Annotated in this window: 20 protein-coding genes; 5 read left to right on the top strand and 15 right to left on the bottom strand. The window is 69.3% G+C overall.

The features are described 5' to 3' along the window. Nucleotides 1–5: 5 nt before the first annotated feature. From GGR04_RS15610 to GGR04_RS15600, 3 genes are all read right to left on the bottom strand, one after another. On the bottom strand, nt 6–2570 hold the full coding sequence (locus tag GGR04_RS15610; protein ID WP_183200852.1) for a ligase-associated DNA damage response DEXH box helicase: 2565 nt from the start codon (nt 2568–2570) through the stop codon (nt 6–8). A gap of 69 nt (nt 2571–2639) precedes the next feature. Beyond that, nucleotides 2640–3332: a YitT family protein gene (locus GGR04_RS15605; RefSeq protein WP_183200851.1), complete on the bottom strand. Its 693-nt coding sequence runs from the start codon at nt 3330–3332 to the stop codon at nt 2640–2642. An 80-nt stretch (nt 3333–3412) separates the two neighbouring features. Beyond that, nucleotides 3413–4333, bottom strand: a complete 921-nt coding sequence (locus GGR04_RS15600; RefSeq protein ID WP_246393200.1) for a class I SAM-dependent DNA methyltransferase — start codon at nt 4331–4333, stop codon at nt 3413–3415. 149 nt (nt 4334–4482) lie between these two features. Between GGR04_RS15600 and GGR04_RS15595 the strand changes: the two genes are divergently transcribed. After that, nucleotides 4483–5514: a ligase-associated DNA damage response exonuclease gene (locus tag GGR04_RS15595; RefSeq protein ID WP_183200850.1), complete on the top strand. Its 1032-nt coding sequence runs from the start codon at nt 4483–4485 to the stop codon at nt 5512–5514. Nucleotides 5515–5626: 112 nt separating this feature from the next. Here GGR04_RS15595 and GGR04_RS15590 read toward each other — a convergent pair whose 3' ends face one another. From GGR04_RS15590 to gap, 4 genes are all read right to left on the bottom strand, one after another. After that, nucleotides 5627–6328: an SGNH/GDSL hydrolase family protein gene (locus GGR04_RS15590; RefSeq protein ID WP_312857470.1), complete on the bottom strand. Its 702-nt coding sequence runs from the start codon at nt 6326–6328 to the stop codon at nt 5627–5629. 104 nt (nt 6329–6432) lie between these two features. Next, nucleotides 6433–7626 carry a phosphoglycerate kinase gene (locus GGR04_RS15585; RefSeq protein WP_183200849.1) on the bottom strand — a complete coding sequence of 398 codons (1194 nt, stop codon included), beginning with the start codon at nt 7624–7626 and terminating at the stop codon, nt 6433–6435. A 42-nt stretch (nt 7627–7668) separates the two neighbouring features. Continuing rightward, nucleotides 7669–8232, bottom strand: a complete 564-nt coding sequence (locus GGR04_RS15580; protein ID WP_183200848.1) for a putative glycolipid-binding domain-containing protein — start codon at nt 8230–8232, stop codon at nt 7669–7671. A gap of 5 nt (nt 8233–8237) precedes the next feature. Continuing rightward, complete coding sequence (gene gap / locus GGR04_RS15575) at nt 8238–9251, bottom strand: type I glyceraldehyde-3-phosphate dehydrogenase (RefSeq protein ID WP_183200847.1); 1014 nt, start codon at nt 9249–9251, stop codon at nt 8238–8240. Between the two features lie 364 nt (nt 9252–9615). On the opposite strand from gap, the gene GGR04_RS15570 reads away from it, so the two are divergent. Then, on the top strand, nt 9616–9897 hold the full coding sequence (locus GGR04_RS15570; RefSeq protein WP_183200846.1) for a DUF4164 domain-containing protein: 282 nt from the start codon (nt 9616–9618) through the stop codon (nt 9895–9897). A 57-nt stretch (nt 9898–9954) separates the two neighbouring features. Further along, entirely contained in the window at nt 9955–10314 is a 360-nt protein-coding gene (locus GGR04_RS15565) for a cell division protein ZapA (protein ID WP_183200845.1), read from the top strand. A gap of 160 nt (nt 10315–10474) precedes the next feature. On the opposite strand, the gene GGR04_RS15560 is transcribed toward GGR04_RS15565, so the two are convergent. Continuing rightward, a complete protein-coding gene (locus GGR04_RS15560) occupies nt 10475–10654 on the bottom strand; it encodes a hypothetical protein (RefSeq protein ID WP_183200844.1) in 180 nt (59 codons plus the stop codon). Between the two features lie 48 nt (nt 10655–10702). Between GGR04_RS15560 and GGR04_RS24445 the strand changes: the two genes are divergently transcribed. Together GGR04_RS24445 and GGR04_RS15550 are read left to right on the top strand one after the other, a co-directional pair. Beyond that, nucleotides 10703–11560 carry a Ros/MucR family transcriptional regulator gene (locus tag GGR04_RS24445; RefSeq protein ID WP_312857469.1) on the top strand — a complete coding sequence of 286 codons (858 nt, stop codon included), beginning with the start codon at nt 10703–10705 and terminating at the stop codon, nt 11558–11560. Between the two features lie 184 nt (nt 11561–11744). Then, nucleotides 11745–11939 carry a hypothetical protein gene (locus tag GGR04_RS15550; RefSeq protein ID WP_183200843.1) on the top strand — a complete coding sequence of 65 codons (195 nt, stop codon included), beginning with the start codon at nt 11745–11747 and terminating at the stop codon, nt 11937–11939. 505 nt (nt 11940–12444) lie between these two features. Here GGR04_RS15550 and GGR04_RS15545 read toward each other — a convergent pair. The 7 genes from GGR04_RS15545 to GGR04_RS15515 form a co-directional block, all read right to left on the bottom strand. Further along, nucleotides 12445–13851 carry a protoporphyrinogen/coproporphyrinogen oxidase gene (locus GGR04_RS15545; RefSeq protein WP_183200842.1) on the bottom strand — a complete coding sequence of 469 codons (1407 nt, stop codon included), beginning with the start codon at nt 13849–13851 and terminating at the stop codon, nt 12445–12447. 492 nt (nt 13852–14343) lie between these two features. Continuing rightward, on the bottom strand, nt 14344–15981 hold the full coding sequence (locus tag GGR04_RS15540; protein ID WP_183200841.1) for an FGGY-family carbohydrate kinase: 1638 nt from the start codon (nt 15979–15981) through the stop codon (nt 14344–14346). An 81-nt stretch (nt 15982–16062) separates the two neighbouring features. Further along, nucleotides 16063–16794 carry an SDR family oxidoreductase gene (locus GGR04_RS15535; RefSeq protein ID WP_183200840.1) on the bottom strand — a complete coding sequence of 244 codons (732 nt, stop codon included), beginning with the start codon at nt 16792–16794 and terminating at the stop codon, nt 16063–16065. Between the two features lie 104 nt (nt 16795–16898). Beyond that, complete coding sequence (locus tag GGR04_RS15530; RefSeq protein ID WP_376769869.1) at nt 16899–18131, bottom strand: sugar ABC transporter permease; 1233 nt, start codon at nt 18129–18131, stop codon at nt 16899–16901. A 35-nt stretch (nt 18132–18166) separates the two neighbouring features. Then, nucleotides 18167–18994, bottom strand: coding sequence for an ATP-binding cassette domain-containing protein (locus GGR04_RS15525; protein ID WP_183200838.1), 828 nt, complete (start codon nt 18992–18994; stop codon nt 18167–18169). 93 nt (nt 18995–19087) lie between these two features. Beyond that, nucleotides 19088–20158, bottom strand: coding sequence for an ABC transporter substrate-binding protein (locus GGR04_RS15520; protein ID WP_183200837.1), 1071 nt, complete (start codon nt 20156–20158; stop codon nt 19088–19090). A gap of 117 nt (nt 20159–20275) precedes the next feature. Continuing rightward, nucleotides 20276–21379, bottom strand: coding sequence for a LacI family DNA-binding transcriptional regulator (locus GGR04_RS15515; protein ID WP_183200836.1), 1104 nt, complete (start codon nt 21377–21379; stop codon nt 20276–20278). Between the last annotated feature and the right edge of the window lie 184 nt (nt 21380–21563).

Below are 21563 nucleotides of genomic sequence, written 5' to 3'. Positions count from 1 at the left end.
GCCCACTACAGATAGTTCGACCGGAAATCCGTCATCTCCCCCAGCGCCTTGATGACCATTTCCTGCTCCATCGCCTCTTCCAGCAGCTCGTCGCGGGCCTCGCCCTCGACGCGCTCGCGGCCGGCTTCCAGCATGATGGGCACGGCGAGCGGCGAGATCTCTTCGAGGTCGCGGTGGAGGATGTGGTGCTTGATGCGGGCGAGGAGGTCGGAGACGCGGCGCACGTCGAGGAGACCGGTGGCGGCGTCCGCCCAGGTGGCGCGCAGCAGGATGTGGTCGGGCTCGTGGGCGCGCAACACGTCGTAGACGAGATCCGACGACACCGTCATCTGCCGGCCCGTCTTCTCGCTGCCGGGCTGGTGGCGCAACACGAGGCCGGCGATGATGGCGCATTGCCGGAAGGTGCGCTTCAGGAGCCACGAGTCCGCCATCCAGGCTTCGAGATCGTCGCCGAGCATGTCTTCGTCGAACAGCTCGTCGAGCTTCAGCCGCCCGTCGGCGATCATCGCGCCCATGTCGGCCCGGCCCCAGATCGAGAGCGCGTAGTCGGTGGCGACGAAGCCGAGCGGCTTGGCGCGCAGGCGCTCCAGCCGCCGCGTCAGCAGCATGCCGAGCGTCTGGTGCGCGAGCCGGCCCTCGAACGGATAGGCCACCATGAAGAAGCGGTTGCCGTTCGGAAAGGTCTCGATGAGGAGGTCGTTCGGGCCGGGGATCACAGACTTGCGGCTCTGAATCGCCAGCCATTCGCCGACCTGCGGTGGCAGCGAGCCCCATTTGGCGGGGTCGCCCAGCATCTCGCGCACCTTCTCGGCGAGAAAGGTGGTAAGCGGGAACTTCTGGCCGCCGTAATAGGGAACCTTCGCCTCCTCGCTCTGTGTCTTCGTCACCAGGCATTCCATCTCGTGGATGCCCTCGAACTTCAGCACCTGGCCGGAGAAGAGGAACGTGTCGCCGACGGCTAGCGTCTCAAGGAAGTTCTCCTCGATCTTGCCGAGCACCGGGCCGCCGCGCGCCATCGCCGACTTGGTCTTGGCGCGCACCAGCCGCACGAGCAACGATTCCGACTCGATGATCGTGCCGGCGTTCATCCGGTAGTTCTGGATCACCGAGGGATGCGTCACCCGCCACGTGCCGTCCTCCGTCAGGCGGATCTTGGCGTAGCGCTCGTAGACGCGCAGCGAGTAGCCCCCGGTCGCCACGAAATCCACCACAGCTTCGAAGGTCGCGCGGTCGAGGCTCGCGTAGGGCGCGGCGCTCGTCACCTCGGCGAAGAGGTCGTCGGAGCGGAAGGGCTCGGCGCAGGCCATGCCGAGCACGTGCTGGGCGAGCACGTCAAGGCAGCCCTCGCGCATCGGCGGCGAGTCTTGGTCGCCAAGGTAGTTGGCGTCGAGCGCCGCCTGACACTCCATCACCTCGAAACGGTTGGCGGGCACGAGGATGGCCTTCGAGGGCTCGTCCATCCGGTGGTTGGAGCGCCCGATGCGCTGGGCCAAGCGCGAGGCGCCCTTCGGCGCGCCGACATGCACCACGAGGTCGACGTCGCCCCAGTCGATGCCGAGATCGAGCGTCGAGGTCGCCACCACTGCGCGCAACTCGTTGGCCGCCATCGCCGCCTCAACGCGGCGGCGTTGCGACACGTCGAGCGAGCCGTGATGCAGGGCGATCGGCAGCGTCTCCTCGTTGATCCGCCAGAGCGCCTGGAAGAGGTTCTCGGCCTGGGAGCGCGTGTTGACGAAGAGCAGCGTCGTCTTGTGCGCCTTGATGGCCTCGTAGACCTCGGGCATCGCGTAGCGCGAGGTGTGACCCTGCCAAGGCACGCGCTCGCGCGACTTCAGGATGGTGATCTCCGGCTTGGCGCCGCCCTCCACCGTGATGAGGTCGGCCAGCGGGCGCTCGGCGGGAAAGACCTCGCCCGTGTCAGGATCGCTGCGTTCGGGCGTCTGCGCTACCAGCCACTCGCGCAGCTCGTCGGGGTCGGAGACCGTGGCCGAGAGCCCCACCGTCTGCAGGTCGGGACGCAGCTTGCGCAGCCGCGCGAGGCCGAGCGCCAGGAGATGGCCGCGCTTGGAGGTGATGAGCGAGTGCAGCTCGTCGAAGATGACGTAGCGCAGGTCCGAGAAGAAGCCTTCCGCGTCGGCCCCGGAGATGAGGAGCGCCAGCTGCTCGGGTGTCGTCAGGAGGATGTCGGGCGGCGTCAGCTTCTGGCGCTGGCGGCGCGACTGCGAGGTGTCGCCGGTGCGGGCCTCCATGGTGACGCGCAGCGCCATCTCCTCGACGGGGCCGGTGAGGTTGCGCTGGATGTCGGTGGCGAGCGCCTTCAGCGGCGAGATGTAGAGCGTGTGGATGCCGGGCGGCCGGGTGCCCGGCCGGCGCTTCGGCCGGCGCGTGAGATCGACCAGCGAGGGCAGGAAGCCCGCCAGCGTCTTGCCGGCGCCGGTGGGCGCGATCAGCAGCACCGAGGCGCCGTTCTCGGCACGCGAGAGAAGGTCGAGCTGGTGCGGGCGCGGCGCCCAGCCTTTGGCCGCGAACCAGCGCAGGAACGGCTCCGGCAGGGCGAAGCCGGGGGGCATGTCAGCGGGGGGCGGGGCGAGGACGGTCACACCCGTTGAGGTAAGACTCAGGGGCGGCGCGCCAAGGCGTCAGACCGCGAGATAGCGGTCGGTGCGGTGGTTGATCGCCAGAAAGAGGTTCAGCACCACCGCGCCGATCACCGAATAGAACACGGCGAGCGGCGGCACCGCCGCGAAGGCGGTGACGAGCACGAGAAGATCGACGGCCATCTGCGTCAGCCCGGCGCGCCAGCCGAAGCGGTCCTGCAGGTAGACCGCGAGAATGCCGACGCCGCCCGCCGAGGAGCGGTGGCGGAAGAGCGCCAGCAGGCCGAAGCCGATCATCAGCCCACCGAGGCCGGCGCCGACCAGCGGCTGAATGCCGGCAAAGCGCAGCACGTCGCCGGAAAACGCCGTCATGAGCGAGAGGAGGCCCACCGCGAAGGCGGTCTTGACCGTGAAGGAGCGGCCCATGCGGCCGATCGCCAGCCCGTAGAAGGGCAGGTTCAGCACGAAGAACACGAGGCCGAAGTTCCAGCCGGTGAGGTAGTGCACCACGAAGGCGAGGCCCGCCATGCCGCCGGTGAGAAAGCCGAGATGGCCGAGCACGGCGATGCCGACCGCCGTCAGCGTCACGCCCGCGAGAATGCCGAGCGCGTCCTCCACCGGCGAATGACGCGTGGCGGTGGCCGACCAGTTGCCGAAGCGATGGGCACGGCGCAGCGTCTCGGCCTCGCGCAATGTCTCGATCTCGGCGGAGGGTTCCGCTTCGGCGCTCGACATGGGGCCGGCCCTTTCTTGTTCGCAGGTGCGAAGAGAATAGCCCGCTCGCGCCAAAGCGCAATCGCGGGGAACGGGGCGGGTCACCCCTCCCGGCGGGCCACCATCAGCGCCCCCGGCACCGGCTCGCCGCGATCGCGCCGCAGCTCGGTGCGGCGGTCGAGCTGCAACTCGAAACCGGCCTCCCGCAGCATCCCGGCAAGCTCGGCCGGCGCGTGGGCGTAGCGCAGCGAGGGCTTGAGCGCGAAGCCGTTCGCACCGTCGTCGGCTTCCACGGAGAAGGCGAAGAGGCCGCCGGGCGCGAGCAGCGAAGCGACACGCGCAAAGACCGGCGCGAGATCGCCGAGATAGGTGAGGACGTCGGCGGCGGCGATGCAATCGTAGAGCGAGCCGTCGCCGGAGCGCGCCTCCAAGACGTCGCCCTCGGTGAGCGCGTCGTAGATGCCCTTCGCGCGCGCCTTCTCCAGCATGCCCGCGGACAGGTCGATCCCGTCGAGCCGGTCCGATACGGGGCGCAGGCGCTGGCCCATCAGGCCTGTGCCGCAGCCGAGATCGAGCGCCCGGGCGAAGCGGGCGCCTGCGCCCGCGGCCTCCATCAGCGCCGCGAACAGGGTCTCGGGCACGCGGTAGCCGAGGCGCTCCACCAGCTGCGTCTCGAAGCTCGCGGCATACTGGTCGAAGAGGCCGGCGACGAAACGCGGCGGCGGGGCGGCGGGCGCGGGGGCCTGCCCGAGTGCGGCGAGCTTCAGCCCGGCGCCGTAGGGGTCGGCGGGGTCGGCCGCCGCCACCGCTTCGTAGACACGCGCGGCGTCCCCTGCCGCACCGGATTCTTCGAGGAAGCTCGCCAGACGCATGCGCCCGAGCGGCCAGTCCGGCGCGAGGTCCAGCGCCTGGCGCATGAGATCGGCGGCCGCCGCCGCGTCGCCGGCCTTGGCATAGGCTTCGGCATAGTCGGCGCGGCGGTCGGCGAGCGGATCGCCGGAGCGGTGGGACGGGGTGGTCAAGCGCGGGGCATCCGGGAGGGGCCATCCGGGGTGGGATGGGGCGCTTATGCGGGCGGGAACGGCCGCTGCGCAAGGGCTTTCTCCCTCGCGGGCATACCGCGCGGTGCCGGACGCTTCCTCCCGGCGAAGCCGCGCCTATCTGCTTCGTCATGGCCCGTTTCGAAGACCTGCTGCGACCGACGCCGAAGGGCCTCTACTGCCCGCCCGGCGATTTCTACATCGATCCCGTGAAGCCGGTGGCGCGCGCGCTGGTGACGCACGGCCATGCCGATCACGCCCGCCCTGGCAACGAGGCGGTGATGGCGACGCGCCGCACCCTCGCGATTATGGCGCTGCGCTACGGCGAGGACTTCGCGGCGACGCGCCAGACCGCCGAATGGGGCGAGCGCACGGTGATTAACGGCGTCGCCGTGTCGTTCCATCCGGCCGGCCACGTGCTCGGCTCGGCGCAGATCCTGGTCGAATGGGGCGGCATGCGGATCGTGGCGTCGGGCGACTACAAGCGGCGCGAGGACCCGACGGCCGAGCCCTTCGAGCCGGTGCCCTGCGACGTCTTCATCACCGAGGCGACCTTCGCGCTGCCGGTGTTCCGCCATCCGGAATCGCGGGCCGAGATGAGAAAGCTTATCCAGTCCACGCGCCAGTTTCCCGAGCGCGCCCATCTCGTCGGCGCCTATGCGCTCGGCAAGGCGCAGCGGGTGATCCGCATGCTGCGCGAGGAAGGCTACGATCGCCCGATCTACATCCACGGCGCCTTGAAGAAGCTCTGCGACTTCTATGAGAGCGAGGGCATCGCGCTCGGCGACCTCCGGCCCGCCACGATCGCCGCCTCGAAGGCCGACGACGGCGCGCGCAAGGCCGATTTCGCAGGGGCGATCGTCGTCGGCCCGCCCTCGGCCTTCGCCGACAAGTGGGCGCGCCGCTTTCCCGATCCCGTCTCGTGCTTCGCGTCGGGCTGGATGCGCGTGCGCCAGCGCGCCCGCCAGCGCGGCGTCGAACTGCCGCTCATCCTCTCCGACCATTGCGACTGGGACGAGCTGGTCGAGACCATCGCCGAGATCGCGCCAAGGGAAGTGTGGGTGACGCACGGGCGCGAGGAGGCGCTGGTGCGCTGGTGCGCGCTGCAGGGCGTCCGCGCCCGCCCGCTGCATCTCGTGGGCTACGAGGACGAAGGGGACTGAAGCCGAGCGGTCCCCGGCGCGCCCAAGGGCCGATCCTTGCCGCCTCAGCTGCGGCGCGTCGCCTGCCCGGCCGCGATCGGAGGCTCCGAAATCACGGCATGGGTCGCGCGGTTCAGCGGATCGAGGGCGGGTAAGCCGGCACGCCGTCGCCCGTGCCCAGCACGGTGCCCGCCAGATGCCCCGCCGCGTAGGCCGCGCCGTCCGCCGAGGCGTGGAAGCCGTCGCGGGCGAAGCCGGCGGGCTCGACGCGCGGCAGGGTGGTGGCGGGCACGACGCCGCGCTCCAGGCACAGGCGCCGGCCGAGACGGCCGAGGACCTGCTCGCGGTGGTGCAGCACCTTCGCCAGCCCAGGCGCCAGCGCGGGCACGCGCAGCATGTCCACCGGCGGCGACCAGACGATGCGCGCCTCCGGCCAGCGGGCGCGCAGCGCGTAGAGAAGGCCGCCGAACTCGCGCTTGAACCGGCGCGCGCCGTGGAAGTTCTTCACGTCGTTGGTGCCGGTGGTCAGCAGGACGTGCGTGTAGGGTTCGCGCGCGAGGTTTGGCACGACATGATCGCGCAGATCCGCCGAGGCTGCGGAGTTGAAGCCTGCCGCGCGCCAGAGCACGGGGCGACCGGTGAGGTCGTGCAGCCGTTCGGCCAGCCGGCAGGCGAGCCCGTCCTCGATCCGCTCGACGCCGACGCCCGCCGCCGAGCTGTCGCCGAGGACGAGAAGCCGGATCTGGGGGAGGTCGCCGGCCTCGTCCGTCGCCAACGAGCCTTGCACGAGGGCGAGGCCGACCGAGCCATGCGCGGGGCCGGCCGGCGGGATCATCCGTTCGACGTGGCGGCGAAGGGCGATCCCCTACCAGACATAGACCGGCAGGAGAAGCCAGGAGAGGAGCGTGTCGCGCATCGAGGGCGCCGACAACCGGCGCGTCAGGCCTTCAGCGCGTCGACGCCCGGCAGCGGCTTGCCTTCCATCCATTCGAGGAAGGCGCCGCCCGCCGTCGAGACATAGGTGAACTCGTCGGCGACCCCGGCCGTGTTGAGGGCGGCCACGGTGTCGCCGCCGCCGGCGACCGAGACCAGTCGGCCCGCCTTGGTGCGCTCGGCGGCGTGGCGGGCGGCACTCATGGTGGCGACGTCGAAGGGCGGGATCTCGAAGGCGCCGAGCGGGCCGTTCCAGACGAGGGTCCTCGCCTTGTCGATCCAGGCTGTGACGGCGGCGACGCTGTCGGCGCCGACGTCGAGGATCATCGCGTCCGCCGGCACGGCGTCCACCGGGACGGTCTCGCTCGCAGCGTTGGCCTTGAACTCGCGCGCCACCACCGCGTCGGTCGGCAGGAGGATGGTGCAGCCGGCCTCGGCCGCGTTCGCGAGGATGGTGCGGGCGAGATCGGCGAGGTCGTGCTCGCAGAGCGACTTGCCGACGTCCTTGCCTTGCGCGGCGAGGAAGGTGTTGGCCATGCCGCCGCCGATCACGAGGCAGTCGACCTTTTTCACGAGGTTCTGCAGGAGGTCGATCTTGGTCGAGACCTTGGCGCCTCCGACGATCGCGATGACGGGCTTCTCAGGCGCGCCGAGGCCCTTTTCCAGCGCTTCCAGCTCGGCCTGCATGGTGAGACCGGCATAGGAGGGCAGGTGGTGGGCGAGCCCTTCCGTGGAGGCGTGGGCGCGATGCGCGGCCGAGAAGGCGTCGTTGACGTAGACGTCGCCGAGCGAGGCGAGGGCGGCGACGAAGGTCTCGTCGTTGGCCTCTTCGCCCGCGTGGAAGCGGGTGTTCTCCAGCAACAGAACGTCGCCGGCCGCCATGTTGGCGACGACGCCCTCGGCCACCGGGCCGATGCAGTCGTCGGCGAAGCCCACGGGCTGGCCGAGCTTCTCGGCCAGCACCGCGGCGATCGGCTCCAGCGACTGCGCCTTGTCGACCTTGCCCTTCGGGCGGCCGAAATGGGCAAGGAGGATGGCCTTGCCGCCCTTGCTCGTCACGGCCCGGATGGTGGGGAGGACGCGCTCGATGCGCGTCGCATCGGTGACGGCGCCGTCCTTCATCGGCACGTTGAGATCGACGCGCACCAGCACGCGCTTGCCCGCGAGATCGGCCATGTCGAGCGTCTTGAAGGGGGTCATCGAAGGCTCCATCGGTGCGGGCCGCGCGCTTCGGGAAGGCGGCTAGAGGCGGAGGAAGAGGGTGGGATAGTCGAGAACGAGACCGTCCTCGTCGAGCGGCAGGTCGGCCGCGAAGGTGCCGTCCACCGCCTCGTAGCGGTAGCGCCGGCCGGGTTCGATCGCACGGTAGCGCTGCGCGTCGGGAAAGGCCTCGAACGTGTCGAACGGCACGTAGAGCATGCGAAGCTCGGTGGGTTCGCTCAGGGCTGCGCCAAGCCGACGGATCGGCAGCGTGTTGGTGAACGGCGTGCCGGCAAGATCGAGGTCGATACAGCCGGCGAGATCGGCGCGCTCGGTTCCGTCGTCGGCCAGCCACAGGCCGGGCGCCGGGCTTCGCATCGCCAGCCGGTCGCCATGCACGGCTTCGACGTGGAACTGCGTCACGCGCCAGTCTCCGTCGCAGCGGATGTCGTAGGTGACGCCGTAGGGCACCCCGCTTCGCTCGCCGACGACGACGGAGCGCGCGGCGATGCCGCCCATCGTCGCCGTCAGGTGCAGATGCTCCAGCCCCTCGCCGGCGAGCGGCGCCCAGCGGACGTTGCGCGCGGCGAGGGGCCGGAAGAGCATGGCCGTCAGCCGACCTGGTGGAGGGCGATGGCGGTGTCCGACATGCGGTTCGAGAAGCCCCACTCGTTGTCGTACCAGGAGAGGATGCGAACGAACGTGCCGTCCATGACCTTGGTCTGGTCCATGGCGAAGACCGAGGAATGCGGGTCGTGGTTGAAGTCGTGGGAGACGTTCGGCGCGTCGGTGTAGCCGAGGATGCCCTTCAGCGGGCCGTCGGCGGCGGCGCGGATGAGGCCCTGGATCTCCTCGACGCTGGTCGCGCGCTTGGCGACGAACTTGAAGTCCACCACCGAGACGTTGGGGGTGGGCACGCGGATCGAGGATCCGTCGAGCCTGCCCTTCAACTCGGGCAGCACGAGGCCGATCGCCTTGGCCGCGCCCGTCGAGGTCGGGATCATCGACAGCGCCGCGGCGCGAGCCCGGTAAAGATCCTTGTGCATCGTGTCGAGCGTCGGCTGGTCGCCCGTGTAGGAGTGGATCGTGGTCATGAAGCCGGTTTCGATGCCGATGGCTTCGTTCAGGATCTTGGCAACGGGGGCGAGGCAGTTGGTGGTGCAGGAGGCGTTGGAGACGATCCGGTCGCCGGCCTTCAGCGTGTCGTGGTTGACGCCGTAGACGATCGTCTTCTGGTCTACCGCGTTGGTCAGCGGGCCGGAGATCACGACCTTCTTGGCGCCGGCCTCCAGATGGGCCGAGGCTTTCGCCGGGTCGGTGAAGATGCCCGTGCACTCCAGCGCGACGTCGACGTTCAGCTTGGCCCACGGCAGGTTCTTCGGGTCGCGCTCGGCCGAGACGTGGATCGGGCCGCGGCCGACGTCGATCGTGTCGCCCGCGACGGTCACCGTGCCGGGAAAGCGCCCGTGCACCGAATCGAAGCGGATGAGATGGGCGTTGGTCTCGACGGGGCCGAGATCGTTGATGCCGACGACCTCGATGTCGGTGCGGCCCGACTCGACGATGGCGCGGAGAACGTTGCGGCCGATGCGGCCGAATCCGTTGATGGCGACGCGAACTGCCATGGTCTTCTTCTCCTGGAAGGACGGATCCGGAATGGGCCGTCCGCAGCCGCGACGGCCGGTGGCCGGGCGCGGCAAGCTCGGGGTGGACCACCGGTGCGGCGACCGGTGGTTCCGTTCCTGCGCTTCATAAAGCGTTCACGCGGCGGGGAAAGGGGCCAGTGCCGCTTTTCCGCTGCGGCCGGCTCGGAAAAGCGCCGCAGCCGGCGCGAGCGCGAGCCGGACGGCCCCGCTCGCTGCTCTCCCGCGAGTTGATACGGGAGGGAGTGCTTTTCACGCCCGCGCGATGCGGTTAAAGCGGAACGGATGCTTGCCGCGCGGTTCGCCGTATCCGCCTCCGGCCGCGAATCGAACGAGGAGGCCGTTGATGGGCGCCGGAACCCCGCTGCACGACGCCACTCTCCGGCTGCAGCACGTGCTCGAACGGCTGGAGGGCGCGGTCGACGCACGCCTCTCTCGCGACCACATCGTGCTGGCGGCCGAAGAGGAGGTGCAGCGCATGACGGCGGACCGCTCCAAGCTCGCCGCCGAACTCGACACCGCGTTGACGCGGGCGCAGCGGCTGGAGGCGGCGAACCGCGAGGTGTCGCGGCGCCTCGTCACGGCGATGGAGCAGATCCGCGACGTGCTGGCCCGCCAGCGTTCGTGACGCTCAGTCAGGGTTCTCGACACTCGGCGCGACGGCGCGGCTTCAGAAGGATTTCCCATGCCCCAGATCGTCGTCACCATCGATGGCAAGACCTACCGAATGGCCTGCGCCGAGGGCGAGGAGGCGCATCTCGAAGGGCTGGCCGCCGAGGTCGATGGGCGGGTGACGGAACTGCGCGGGTCGTTCGGCGAGATCGGCGACCTGCGCCTCACCGTGATGGCGGCGATCATGGCGACCGACGAACTCGACGAGGCCCGGGGCCGCATCGCCGCGCTCGAGCGACAGTTGGCCGAGGCAGGTTCGAGCGAAGCCGACGTCGAGGTCCGCCAGGAGGAGAACGACCAGCGCCTCGTGCAGCATCTTCTCGGCGTGTCCGACGTGATCGAGCGGATCACCCTCAAGCTCGAACGGGGCTGAACGCAACTCCCTTCCGAGCAAGCGACAAAACCAGCGGGTGATCCGATGACGTCGTCACGTTTCGATCGCCAGCGTCGATCTCCCGCCGACCTCGTCTTACGACGACGGTTTGCCGGGGCGACACGACTTGTGCCGCCCGCCGATCGTCAGGTTCGACGCGTCAGTCCGACGTCGTCTCGGTCTTGAGTTCCTGAGCGGCGCCATCCTGCGTCGCTCGGTCGTGGCCCTTGGAGCGGATGATCGCCTGCGCTTCCTCGAGCGATACGTTGGTCTTGGCCGCCAGTTCCTCGGCCTCCAGATCGGGGCCTGCGGCGGGTGCTCCGGTGGTGTCGTTCGTCATGATGCGCCTCCTGTTCGCCCTCCAACGCGCCGGCCGCTCGTTCGTGCCATGCCGCCGCAAATTCGGGTCTGCATTCGTTCAAGATTCCGAGACCTCGAAAAGGCAGAAATCGACGACCGGGGAGGCACGATCGAATTCGTCGTCGCAAACGGCGGTCTTCCATCGGCCAATGCGCCCGTTGTGAAAGGACGGTGCGCCCGCTCGACGGGGAGATACAAGCAGCCCGGCGGTTGCACGGCGGACTGGTGGTCATTTCAACCTGAATTTGACAGTCCTGCAGAAGACCCGAACAAACAAATCTCGAACATCGACTTTGCAATCTCGCGTCTGCGGGTTAAAGCAGCGGAGACGAATTCGGTTTGCGAAGAGAGAAAAATGGCAATGGATATAGAGAATGACGACGTTTCCGAGCGCCGTCAGCAGACTGCGGAAATCGTAGCCGCCTATGTCAGCAAGAACCATGTTCCGCGCGATGAACTGGCCGGACTGATTGCGAGCGTCTTCGGTGCACTCGGTCTATCGGCGACCGTGGCGGAAGAGCCGGCCGTCGCCGAGCCGCTGGTTCCGGCCGTTCCCGTGAAGAAGTCGGTGACGCCCGACTACCTGATCTGCCTGGAGGACGGAAAGCAGTTCAAGTCGCTGAAGCGCCACCTGATGACGCATTACGACCTGACGCCGGAGGCCTATCGCCAGAAGTGGGGCCTGCCGGCCGATTATCCGATGGTGGCGGCGAGCTACGCGGCCAAGCGCTCGGAACTGGCCAAGTCGATCGGCCTCGGCCGCAAGGCCCAGCCCGTGGAGGACGCGGCTCCCGAAATCGAGATGGAGCCGGAGGTCGCGCCGGACGCGGAGGCCGAGAAGCCCGCCCGCAAGCGCCGCGCCCCGCGCAAGACCGAAACGGCCTGACGATCGGCCGGTGGCGGCCGCGAGGCCGCCACCGTGCCAGCCGACCGTAGCTGCGAGGTGGCGCTCGCTCGGGGAGGCGAAAGCAGTTCTCCCCGTCGTCCTCTTTCGGTCGTCGGCGAACGTACTCGGGGAACTGCGAAGCCTTCACGGAGGTTGTTGTCCTTAGACAATAGGAGGCACCGTGATGAGCCACAGTTCCATTCCTCCGCGTACGGTCGAGAGCGCAGAAAAGAAACGCGATGTTTGCGCGGCGGAGCCAGCGGCCGCGACCCCAACGGAAAACTGGATCGTCCAGCAGGAGTTCGAGGACGACGAGGCGGTTAACCGCGAGAGTGGCGACTCCGAGCGTGGGCGCCGTGGTTCCCTGTGGCTGGACTGAGACCAATAGAGTCCGTCGTCCTTAGACGGGTAGCTCTTCGCCAAACGCGTTCTGTTTCGCCAAACGAGTTTTACGAAGATTGGTCAGCGTGCGTTACCGGTCTGGAGTCGCATCGACGCCAGTCGATGCCGACACTGATCGGTTGCGAGGATTTTCGTAGGCGACGACGATTGCCTGTATCAAATATCCTCGATGTTACTTTTCGAACACTCGCGGTCGCAGATGCTTATGTTACTTCGCTGACATTCGTTGGTTTGAAGGGAAAGCTCAACGGATTCCCTTATCTTGGTCATCGCCTACCGTGCGCGCGGGAACCGAGATCGCTTCGAAACGACAGTCGTGGTGAGCGAGGGTGGTATGCTCGTTCATTCCGACTGTACGCGCGGCGCGATCCGCTGCATCGCGCGCCGACGATCCGACTTCGACCGGACAAGCGGAAGGCTGGACCTCGCGGAGACGCCATCCTTCTTCGTCGCATGTCATTCCCGGCGAAGGTCGTGCGCCGTCAGGCGACGACGCCGCCCGCGGGCAGGGCGGCCTTGCGGGGCCAACCCCATGCCGAGCGAGGCTTTTGTGCTTCGGTGACGTCCAAACGCTCGCGGCGGGTGGCGCCGACATAGGCCATGACGTCCGTCATGCGGCGGAGCGTGCGCCAGTAGACGTCCTCCATCAGGATGTGCGCGAACTCGCCGTTGCGGCCGATGCTGTAGAGGCCGGCGACGCCCGTCGTCTCGGCGAAGCGGCGGCGCGCCGTCTCGTATTCCGCGAGATAGACGGGATAGGCATAGGGCGTGCGGATGACGCCGGCCGCGCCGAGATAGCGCGTGTCGATGCCGGGATAGAGCTTGGCGAAACCGGCGAGGCAGCGCTCGGCCAGCGCCTCGTCCGACAGGGTCCAATGCTCGTCGCCGACCTCGCAGCCGATGTCGAAGGTGACCATCGTCTTGCCCTCGGGTGCCAGCCACGGCATCGAGATCGGTGCCTCGGTGACGCGGAAGAAGGGCTGCGAGCGGTCGGGCGTCCAGAGCATCGTGTCGGGCAGGATGCCGCGGCCCTCGAACTTGAGGTTGACGAAGACCATCGGCCGGTAGCGGAAGGACGCGAGATGATCGAGCGCGTGCGTGCCCTCGACGATCTTCGGTAGCACCGGCACCGGCGCGGTGCTGATGACCGCCGAGACCGCGATCGTCTCGCCCTTCACGCGCACGGCGACGACGCGCTCGTTCTCGACCACGATCTTTTCCACCGGCGACTCGAGGCGGACGGTGTCGCCGAGGGCGCGGACCATGGGTTCCAGCAGGGCGGCGAGGCCGCCTTCGGGATAGACGTGGTAGATGCCGGCGCTCTCGGGCATCTCGTGCGAGTAGCCGTTGCAGACGGCGCGGCGGCTGACGCGCGCGGCAGCGCTGAGATAGAGCGACTTCAGGAGACCCGCGCCGAACTTGTCGCCGACCGCCGGCGAGAGCAAGGATGCGGGGGCGCCGGACCAGGCTTCGGCGAGCGGCATCGCCACGTGCTCGGCCAGCGCGTCGCCGTAGGACTGGCGGAACCAGTCTTCGGCCGTCTTCACCACGCGAGCGCGCAGCTTGGCGCGGAGCGCCGAGACGACGAAACCGGGCTTGGCGAGCAGGCCGAACGGGTGGCTGCACGAGCGCCCGTCGATGGCGACGGCCTCGCCGTAATGCTTGACGGTGCGGCAGATGTCGGCGGCGCCGAGCGCCTCGGCCAGCCGGTTGTTGATGAAATGCGCGCCGAAATCGTAGGTGAAGCCCTCCGCGTCCTGAAAGCTGCGCGCCATGCCGCCGACCGCCGCGCCCGCCTCGAAGACGATCACCGGAAGGCCCTGCGCGCGAAGCTCGCGGGCGGCGGTGAGACCGGCGAGACCGGCACCGAGAATGGCGATGGGCAGCATGAGGTCCTCCTTCGGAATCGACGCCTTGCATCGCGATCCGGACAAGCGGGATCGTCGTCCGCCAAGCGAAGCGGAAGCGCGGTCGAAACGGTGATGTGATCAATCGAGTGGGGCGGGATCGAAGTCGTCGCCGGCTTGTCGCCGCGTCCTGTAGTGTCTAGATGACACGAGATCACACTTTTGTCAGCCGAAGATATCTCGGTCAGAAGACGAAATTGCCGTTAAGACTACTAGATACAAGTTGATGTAAATCGTCTGGTGATGGTCCCGCAGGTCCCGCGGGCATAGCCTGCTGCCGGCATCGTTGAGAATATCGGTGCGCCGTTCGGAGACGACGGACCGGATCTTGCACTCCTACGGGAACTGCACGGCGCGGGCGATTGCCTCGCGCGACGAGACCGGTGTCCCACACGTGCTGGACGCCGCAGCGCCGCGACCGGAAAGCCGCTTCGCCGCGCCGGGGGGGGGGGCAGGGCCGGGATCAGCGCCCCGTCATGAGCCCGCGGTCATCAGCGCGCGGATCTGCCGTTCGCTGGTCTGGAGCAGGCGGAAGGCGCGATACTTGCGCTCGTGGAAGGCCGCGACCTCACCGGTGTCCGGCACGGTCGTCTCGCCGTTGCGGCTCATCGCGGCGGCGGCGGCCTCGAGGCTGGCATGCGCGCCGGAGGCCACCGCGCCGAGCATGGCGCTGCCGAGGAGGACCGGCTCGTCGGTCACCGGCAGCGCCACCGAGAGACCCGTCGCATCGGCGAGGATGCGGCGCAGGAGAGGCGAGCGCGCCGCGCCGCCGGAGACGACGATCCGCTCGAACGACACGCCCTGAACGTTCGCCGCCTCGACGATCTGCCGCGTGCCGTAGCAGAGGCCGCAGAGCGTGGCCACGAAGAGGTTGGCGAGGTCGTCGATGCCGCTCGCCAGCGTCAGGCCGGCGATAATTCCGGTGGCGTGCGGATCGGCTTCGGGCGCCCGGTTGCCGAGCAGTTCGGGCACGACGTGAAGCTTCCCGGCGAGCGTCGCGGCCGCTTCGACCGAGCCGGCCAGCGCCACCGCGCGCCGCTCCAGGAAGGCGAGAAGCGGCGCGCAGGCGGCGCTCGCGGCAGCCTGCGCTTCACCATAGGCGGGGTGCAGCGACACGATCCTGTCGAGCGCGGCGCCGTAGGCCGACTGGCCGCCCTCGAGCAGCCAGTAACTCGGCAGCATCGCGCCCCGGTAGGGGCCCCAGATGCCCGGCACGAAGACGGGATCGCGGGTCAGCGCCATCGAGCAGAGCGAGGTGCCCATGATGAGGGCCAGTTCGCGCGCGGGATCGGCGGCCGCGCCGTCCTGCGACCGCGCGCCGATCGTGCCGACGCCGCCGGCATGCGCGTCGATCAGCGAGGCGCCGACGGGAAGGCCGGGCACGAGGCCGAGCTCGGCGGCGGCGGCGTCCGTCAGGCCTTGGCCGAGGGGCGTCGCGATGTCGACGACGGTGTCGCCGATCCGCGCGAAGCCGTCGTCGGCGAGATCGCCGAGCCCGATCGTGCGGAAATAGTCGGCGTCCCAGCGACCTTCATGCGCGAGATAGGTCCATTTGCAGGTGAGCGTGCAGACCGAGCGCGCGGCGGAGCCAGTGGCGCGCCACGACAGGTAGTCGGCGAGGTCGAAGAAATGCCCGGCATCGCGATAGGTCTGCGGCAGGTTCTCGTTCAGCCAGAGGAGCTTCGGCGTCTCCATCTCCGGCGAGATGGTGCCGCCGACATAGTCGAGCACGCGGTGCCCGGTGGCGTTGATGCGCGCGGTCTGGTCCATGGCGCGGTGATCCATCCAGACCACGACGTTGCGCGCCGGGTCGCCGGAGGGCCCGACGGCGAGCGGCGCGCCGGCAGGATCGACCACCACGAGCGAGCAGGTGGCGTCGAAGCCGAGGCCGCGGACGGCCTCTGGCCGGACGTTCGCGGTCGCCAACGCCTCGCGCACGCTCGCGCAGATCGCCTGCCAGATGTCCTCGGACGATTGCTCGACGATGTCGCCGGGCTCGTGCCAGATGCGGATCGGCCGCTTGGCGCTGGCGAGAAGCCGGCCGGCGGGGTCGAAGAGCCCGGCGCGGGCGCTGCCGGTGCCGACGTCGATGCCGAGGAAGACGCTGTCCATGATGTCGGGTCCGGTTCGTGGGAAACGAGGGACGGGCCCCTTATCGGCGAGCGCCCCCGCAGCGTTCAAGGCTGTTGGTGGTCAGAGATCGGTGCTGTGGGGCAGGATCACGAGATCGCGGATGACGACGTGGCGCGGGCGCGTCAGCATGAACATCACGGCATCCGCCACCTCCTCGGCCTCCATCAGGCTGCCGTTGGCCTTGGCCTCTTCGAGCTTGGCCGCCGGCCAGTCGGCGATGAGCGCGGTGACCACCGGGCCCGGGCACACCGCGCCGATCCGCACGCCATGTGGGATCATCTGCCGGCGCACCGTGTGGACGAAGGCCTGGATCGCGAATTTCGAGGCGGTGTAGACGGGCTCCCAGACCACGGGCACCATGCCCGCCACCGAACTGGTGACGATGACGTCGCCGGTCCGGCGCTCGGCCATGTGCGGCAGCACGGCCTGAATGGAGCGGAAGGCGGCGTTGACGTTGAGGTTGAGCATCCGGTCCCAGGCGTCGGGATCGCCTTCGAGCACGGGTCCGCCGACATAGGAGCCGGCATTGGCGTGGAAGATGTCGAGCTGCCCGGCCGCATCGAGGATCTGCGGCAGCATGCCGGAGACGCTGGCGGGGTCGAGCAGATCGACCACGATCGGCGAGGCGCGCTCGCCGAGGCGGGCGCAGGCGGCGTCCAGCCCCTCGCGCGAGCGATCGACGAGGAAGACGCGGGCGCCGGCTTCCACCAGCGCCTCGGCGCAGGCGAGGCCGATGCCGGAGGCCCCGCCCGTGATGGCGGCGACCTTGCCGGAGAGATCCTGCTGTTTCATGGCGCTTGTCTCCTGTCGCGAGGGCCGCGCTCGGGGCCGTTCCCGCGATCGATCGAAGGATTGAGGGACGGTGCGCCGCGCTCGGCCGGCGGCGCCCGAAGGGATCAGGCCCGGCCGTGCGAGACGCGCGAGCGGCGGGCGAGCGAGTCGACGATCACGGCGATGGCGAGGACGCCGCCGGTGATCATGTAGCGAAGCGACGACGAGAGGTTGAGCAGCGTCAGGCCGCTGGCGATCGACTGGATCACGATGATGCCGAGCAGCGCCGAATAGGCGCTGCCCCGGCCGCCGAAGAGGCTGGTGCCGCCGATCACCGCCGCGGCGATGGCGTTGAGGTTGACGTCGCCCGTGCCGGCCTGCTGGCTGGCCGAGGCGAGGCGCGAGGCCGCAAGGACGCCGCCGAGCGCCGCGAGCGAGGAGCAGAGGGCGAAGGCGCTGGCATAGATCAGGCGCACGTTGATGCCGGCGCGGCGCGCCGCTTCCTGGTTGCCGCCGACCGCGAACATCGAGCGGCCCCACTTGGTGCGGGTGAGCGCGTATTGCATCACCAGCACCAGCGCCACGAAGAGCCCGAACATCCACGGCACGCCGCGGTCGCGGTTGAGATACCAGGCGAGGGCCTCGAGCACGACGACGAGGGTGCCGGCCTGCAGGAGGAGGCTGGCCGTGGAGCGACTGGAGAGACCGGCCGCCTTGCGGCGGGCCGCGTTGCGCGCGCCGAGCGCGAAGGTAGCAAGGCCCGCGAGCGCGACGAGCGCGTAGGCCACCCAGTCGGGCATGGTGAGGATCTGCCCGAAATCGACGATCCAGGAATCGTAGGGCAGGTTGATCGAGCCGGTGGAGCCGAGGATGTAGAGCTGCAGCCCGAGGATCGCGAGGAGGCCCGAGAGCGTCGAGACGAAGCTCGGCATGCCGAAGCGGTTGAGGAAGAAGGCGTAGAGCGTGCCCACCGCCGCGCCGAGGGCGAGCGCGGCGACGATCGCCACCGCGATCGGCCAGCCCTCGTTCACCCAGAGCACCCCGACCAGCGCCGAGGCGAAGCCGCTCATCGAGCCGACCGAGAGGTCGATCTGCCCGAGCAGGAGCACGCAGACGATGCCGAGCGAGATCACGCCGACCGTCGAGAGGTCGAAGAGCAGGTTGACGAGGTTGTTGCTCGACAGGAAGATCGGGTTGAGCGCCTGGAACACCGTCCAGATGATCAAGAGGCCGACGATCACCGGCAGCGAGCCGAGATCGCCCGAGCGCACGCGGGTGACGAAGGCGCGGATCGCGCCGGCGACGCCCGCCTCGTGGCGCACGCGCTCGTCGGCGCGGTCGAGGAGCGGCCGGCCCATCGGGGACGAGACCGGGGGAGTTTTCGTGTCGGGGGTCATGCCGGCAGCTCCTGCGCGGGCGGGGTGGGGCCGGCGGCGCGGCGGCGTTCGGCTCGGCGCGAGACGGAATTGTCGGAGGCGCCGGTGATGGCGCTGACAAGCTCGCCGTTCGAGGCGTCGGGCTCGAACACGCCGTTGTTGCGCCCGAGGCGCAGCACCACGATGCGATCGGCGACGGCGCGCACGTCCTCCATGTTGTGGCTGATCATGATGACGCCGAGGCCGCGGTCGCGCACGCGCTCGATGAGGTTGAGCACCTCGGCGGTCTGCGCCACGCCGAGCGCGGCGGTGGGCTCGTCGAGCATGATGAGCTTGGGGTTGGTCAGCAGCGAGCGGGCGATGGCGACGGTCTGGCGCTGGCCGCCCGAGAGCGAGGCGACGACGTCGCGCACGTCGGGAATGCGGGCCGAGAGCTCGTTCAGAAGCGTCCAGGCGCGCACCTCCATCGACACCTCGTCGAGGGCGGCGGGGTTGGTCTCCTGGCCGAGGAAGATGTTGGCGACGACGTCGAGATTCTCGCAGAGCGCCAGATCCTGGAACACCGTGGCGATGCCGAGCGAGAGCGCCGCGGCGGGGTCGGTGAGGCGCACCGGCTCGCCGGCGAAGCGGATGGTGCCCGAGCTCGGCTGGTGGACGCCGGCGAGGATCTTCACCAGCGTCGACTTGCCGGCGCCGTTGTCGCCGACCAGCGCCACGACTTCACCGGCGTGGACGTCGAGTTCGATGTCGGTGAGCGCCGAGACGGCGCCGAAATTCTTGGAGATTTCGCGAAGGCTGAGCACGGGCACCCGGCCGCCGGTCGCGTCGTGGGACGGATCCGTCATCTGTGGAAGACCTTTCGAGATCGGCTGCGCGAGAGGGGACGGGGTCGCCCGGACGGTTGCGTCCGGGCGGCCCGAGGCGTCAGTGCGGGACGGTCAGTTTGCGATGCCGAGCTTCTTGCAGCCTTCGGCGTAGCGCCCGGTGCAGAGGTCCGCGGCGGCGGCGATCTTCTTGTCGATGATCTCGGCCTTGAAGTTCTCGGCCGTCACCACCACGGGCACGAAAAGCTGCGAGGGCGTGTCGTAGAGGGTGGTGGTCGCCTCCGGGGTCTGGCCGGAGAGGAGCTTCACCACGACGTCGGCCGCCGCGGCCGCCACCGTCTCGCTCGGCTTCGACACCGTGTTGTACTGGTCGCCGGCGATGATCAGCTGCAGCGCCGCGGTGGTCGCGTCGTTGCCGGTGACCGGGGGCAGCGGGTTGACGCCGCCCGCCTTCAGCGCAGCGATCGCGCCGCCGCCGGTGCCGTCGTTGGCCGCCGCGACGCCGACGATCTTCGAGCCGAAGCGTGTGATCTGGCCGGAGGCCCACTGCTGCGCCTTGGCGGGCGTCCAGTCCGGCGTGTCGTATTCGGCGAGGATCGGATAGCCGCTGGCGTCGAGGCTGGCATGGACGCCCTTCTTGATGAGGCCGGCCGCCGCGTCGGTGGGCGAGCCGTTGATCTGCAGCAGGCCGCTGCCCTCGCCGGCCGGCACGTTCTTCGCCTTCAGGTGCTGGACGAGCGAGTCGCCGATCGACTTGCCGATGGCCTCGTTGTCGAACGAGACGTAGTAGTCGGCCTTGATCTGCGGGATCGGGCGATCGTAGGCGATGACCTTGATGCCCTGGCTCTGCGCCTGACGCACGAGCGAAGCGGCGGCGGTGGAATCGACGGGATCGAGCACGATCGCCTTGGCGCCCTGCGAGACCACCGAGTTGAACTGCTGCTGCTGGCGCGAAACGTCGGCATCGGCGTTCTGGTAGATCACCGTGCATTTCGGGCAGAGCTTCTCCATCGCGGCCTTGAAGCCGGGGAAGTCGTGCTCCTCGTAGCGTGTCGAGCCCTGGTCGGGCATCAGGAAGGCGACGGTCGCCTCGAGATCGCTGCTCTGCGCGAAGGCGGCGCCCGTGGCGGTCAGGCTCAGTGCCAGAGCGGCGAGACCTACGCGTGCGGTGTGATGTGCTCTCATGCTTTCCTCCCAGTGGATGAGTTTGGCCCGCCGGATGGCGCCGCGTGTCGCGCGTCGCCACCTCCCATCGCCAGCGGACCGTGGAGCAACGAGGCTCCGGCGAATGTCGAACGGGTGTTAGTGCACCTTCGGTAGTGGCGCGGTGCCGCGCGGCGTGCGGGGTGGTGCTTTGGCCTGAGCCTGAGCCTTCGGCTTCACCAGCATCGAAGGCCGCTCGCGCGGCGCCACGGACGCGCGCACGATGAGCTCGGCCTCGTGAACGATGGAGACGGGCGGCGCCTCGCCGCTCTCGCGCATGCGCACGAGAAGCCGCGCCCAGGCCGCCTCGGCCATCGCGTCGACGGGCTGGCGCACGGCGGTGAGGCCGGTGTTGCGGGCGCCCATCCAGGCGTCGTCGTCGAAGGCGACGAGCGAGGACCGATCGGGAATCGCGATGCGGAACTGCGCGAAGGCGGTGAGCACCGCGAGCGTCGTGACGTTGGTCGCGGCGATCACCGCGTCCGGCACGGAATGGCGCTCCAGCCAGCGCGCGCAGAGCGCCGCGCCGCGCTCCACCGAGGAGCCGAGTTCGAGGATCGTCGCCCGGTGCCCGGTCTCGCGCTCGATATGCTCGGCGGCGGCTTCGAGGCGTGCGGCGACGGGCGCGACGTCCATGCGCGAGGCGACGAGGAGGATGTCGCGGTGTCCCTGGTCCACAAGATGGCGCGCGGCGATCTCGCCGGCATCGCGATTGTCGAGCGTCACCGTGTCGAAGGGGGAGGGGAGCGACACGCGGTCCACCAGCACAACCGGCGGGCGGCCCGGCCCCCGCGCCAGAGCGGCGGGAACCTCGTTCGAGCAGGGCACCGCGAGGATGCCGGCGGGGCGCCAGGCGAGGAGCGCGGCGAGACGGGACGCCTCGACGCCGCGATCGTCGCGCGAACTCGCCACCACGACGTCGTAGCCCTCGTCCTGCGCGAGGCTCTCGATGCGGGTGACGAGACTGGCGAAGAACGTGTCGCGCAAGTCGGGCACGAGCACCACGATCACTCGCGTGCGGCCCGAGCGCAGCTGCGAGGCCGCGCGATCGGGCTGGTAGCCGAGCTGGGCTGCCGCGTCGCGCACCCGCGCTTCGAGCGCCGCGTTCACGGGCTTGGTGCCGCTGAACACGTTGGAGACGGTGGCGGCGGAAACGCCGGCGAGCGCCGACACGTCCTTGATCGAAATCCGCTTGCCCGACATCCGCTCGCGCCTCCCAACGCCGTAAATCGATTTACCGTAAATCGTTTTACACGTCAACGTGGTCGATAAGGTTGGCTGTGAACTTCGCGGGCATCACCCACCGTGATCGAACGTGCCATCCGACGTCGGACGCGATCGTCCCGTCGAGCGTCCGCTTCCGCAAGTCATATGATGACAGAAGCAA

This window comes from Aureimonas pseudogalii (assembly GCF_014196835.1).
In the GTDB taxonomy this organism is placed as follows: Bacteria; Pseudomonadota; Alphaproteobacteria; order Rhizobiales; family Rhizobiaceae; genus Aureimonas; species Aureimonas pseudogalii.
Note: the sequence above shows the minus strand (reverse complement) of the source record. Positions and strands in the feature narration are given on the sequence as shown.

Coding starts and splice junctions, on each gene's coding strand:
- GGR04_RS15540 (WP_183200841.1), bottom strand. CDS start 15,981: ATGGACAGCGTCTTCCTCGGCATCGACGTCGGCACCGGCAGCGCCCGC.
- GGR04_RS15565 (WP_183200845.1), top strand. CDS start 9,955: ATGCCCCAGATCGTCGTCACCATCGATGGCAAGACCTACCGAATGGCC.
- GGR04_RS24445 (WP_312857469.1), top strand. CDS start 10,703: ATGCCGCCGCAAATTCGGGTCTGCATTCGTTCAAGATTCCGAGACCTC.
- GGR04_RS15570 (WP_183200846.1), top strand. CDS start 9,616: ATGGGCGCCGGAACCCCGCTGCACGACGCCACTCTCCGGCTGCAGCAC.
- gap (WP_183200847.1), bottom strand. CDS start 9,251: ATGGCAGTTCGCGTCGCCATCAACGGATTCGGCCGCATCGGCCGCAAC.
- GGR04_RS15520 (WP_183200837.1), bottom strand. CDS start 20,158: ATGAGAGCACATCACACCGCACGCGTAGGTCTCGCCGCTCTGGCACTG.
- GGR04_RS15560 (WP_183200844.1), bottom strand. CDS start 10,654: ATGACGAACGACACCACCGGAGCACCCGCCGCAGGCCCCGATCTGGAG.
- GGR04_RS15545 (WP_183200842.1), bottom strand. CDS start 13,851: ATGCTGCCCATCGCCATTCTCGGTGCCGGTCTCGCCGGTCTCACCGCC.
- GGR04_RS15550 (WP_183200843.1), top strand. CDS start 11,745: ATGAGCCACAGTTCCATTCCTCCGCGTACGGTCGAGAGCGCAGAAAAG.
- GGR04_RS15585 (WP_183200849.1), bottom strand. CDS start 7,626: ATGACCCCCTTCAAGACGCTCGACATGGCCGATCTCGCGGGCAAGCGC.
- GGR04_RS15530 (WP_376769869.1), bottom strand. CDS start 18,131: ATGGGCCGGCCGCTCCTCGACCGCGCCGACGAGCGCGTGCGCCACGAG.
- GGR04_RS15580 (WP_183200848.1), bottom strand. CDS start 8,232: ATGCTCTTCCGGCCCCTCGCCGCGCGCAACGTCCGCTGGGCGCCGCTC.
- GGR04_RS15525 (WP_183200838.1), bottom strand. CDS start 18,994: ATGACGGATCCGTCCCACGACGCGACCGGCGGCCGGGTGCCCGTGCTC.
- GGR04_RS15605 (WP_183200851.1), bottom strand. CDS start 3,332: ATGTCGAGCGCCGAAGCGGAACCCTCCGCCGAGATCGAGACATTGCGC.
- GGR04_RS15535 (WP_183200840.1), bottom strand. CDS start 16,794: ATGAAACAGCAGGATCTCTCCGGCAAGGTCGCCGCCATCACGGGCGGG.
- GGR04_RS15515 (WP_183200836.1), bottom strand. CDS start 21,379: ATGTCGGGCAAGCGGATTTCGATCAAGGACGTGTCGGCGCTCGCCGGC.
- GGR04_RS15595 (WP_183200850.1), top strand. CDS start 4,483: ATGGCCCGTTTCGAAGACCTGCTGCGACCGACGCCGAAGGGCCTCTAC.
- GGR04_RS15590 (WP_312857470.1), bottom strand. CDS start 6,328: ATGATCCCGCCGGCCGGCCCCGCGCATGGCTCGGTCGGCCTCGCCCTC.
- GGR04_RS15610 (WP_183200852.1), bottom strand. CDS start 2,570: ATGCCCCCCGGCTTCGCCCTGCCGGAGCCGTTCCTGCGCTGGTTCGCG.